Origin of the sequence: Sharpea porci, assembly GCF_009695655.1 — a bacterium.
Lineage (GTDB): Bacteria > Bacillota_I > Bacilli_A > Erysipelotrichales > Coprobacillaceae > Sharpea > Sharpea porci.
Genome location: NZ_VUNM01000069.1, coordinates 1 through 1,483, shown reverse-complemented (window position 1 = coordinate 1,483; position 1,483 = coordinate 1). Strand labels below are relative to the sequence as shown.

At 39.5% G+C, this 1,483-nt stretch carries 2 protein-coding genes; both read right to left on the bottom strand.

Going from position 1 to position 1,483, the window contains the following annotated elements; genetic code table 11:
• Nucleotides 1-38 precede the first annotated feature (38 nt).
• Nucleotides 39-1,172, bottom strand: coding sequence for an RNA-guided endonuclease InsQ/TnpB family protein (locus tag FYJ79_RS12360; protein WP_154518917.1), 1,134 nt, complete (start codon nt 1,170-1,172; stop codon nt 39-41).
• A gap of 9 nt (nt 1,173-1,181) precedes the next feature.
• A partial coding sequence (gene tnpA, locus FYJ79_RS12355) for an IS200/IS605 family transposase (RefSeq protein ID WP_154518915.1) occupies nt 1,182-1,483 on the bottom strand: 302 nt, incomplete at its 5' end.

Sequence of the window (1,483 nt, the reverse complement as noted above, 5' to 3'; positions counted from 1 at the left end):
TGTGCCATCACCCATCATAGGGCAGAACATATAGTTCCCTACGCAGTATGTCTGATATTACTATCGCCAACATACTCAGTTGAGTTGCAGATGTTCATGGCTCCAAGAATATCTCGGTGAATGTGGAATCCGCATTTACAAGTATAGTTTCTGTCATTAGCATGATGTACATGACCGCAGACAGGGCACGTCTGACTTGTGTATGCAGGGTTTACGTGCTCAACTGCTATGCCTGCCATTTTAGCTTTGTATTCTATAAACTGTGCGAGTCTGTAGAATGACCAATTATGTAGGCTATGGTTGTTTTTACGACTTGTTCTTGTCGTAGAACGGATATTTGCTAAACGCTCTAATTTTATGGTTTTAACGTTGTGTGCAACTGCTGTTTCCACAACGTCATGGCTTAACTTATGGTCGATATCTTTCATGATACGCTGTTCTTTATCATTGATACGTTTTACAGCATCTATATGTTTGGCTTTTTGAAGCTTTTTACGAAGACATCTATAATGCCTACGCATGTATTTGTTCTTACGCCCGTTGCCGTAGAATTTCACACTACCATCAGAAATATAAGATACCGCAGGACACTTAACACCAAGGTCAACACCCATGACGTTTCCTTCGGCAGTATATGTAGGTTCAATTGTTTCGTATACGACCTGGGCAACTATTTTGTTGCCCTTATAAACAATGCGCATGGTTCCAAGTTTACTGTTTGCAAAGACAGACTTCTGCTTATCAGACATCTTGGTTTTAACAGAAAGCCTTTTAGACTTGCCGTTTACCATGACGGGGAATTCAATATAATCACCATTGATTTTGAAATTCTGATTGTTGACGTAGCAGCATGTTTTTTTGAGTACGGGCAGCGTGGCTGTTACCGTGATGTTTTTGCCTTGTTTGGCAAGCTTGTCGTTCTTGCGGTCAGCATCACGACAAGCCTTATTGTATTTCTTAACTATAGACTTTGCATCACGGATGCATTGATTTGTTAACGCTGACGGAAGATTCGCCTTAACGTCAGCGGTTGTGTATTCTGAGATGGATATGCCGTTCGCGGCATCAGAAACAAGGCTATTAACAGTATTTATATATTCTGTCATAGTTGCCACGATAAGAGACTTCTGTTCTCCTGTCATATAAAGTTTTACTGTTTCTGATAGTTGCATAAATGATACCTACACATTCTTTTGATTCTCAATATACTGTTTAATAACTGCAAGTGGAGCACCTCCTACCGTTGAAACAAAATAACTATTAGTCCATAAACTCGGAAGTCTTGATTTAAGCCAAGGAAATTCAGTTCTTAATACTTTAGATGAATAACCTTTTATCTGTTTTACAGCTTTATGCACTCCGAGCTGTGGGTCTACTTCCATAAGCAAGTGTACATGGTCTGGCATGATTTCCATTTCAATAATTTCGACATTAAGTTGGTCGCATGTTTCTTTAATCAGCTCCTTTAGACGAACATCAACAC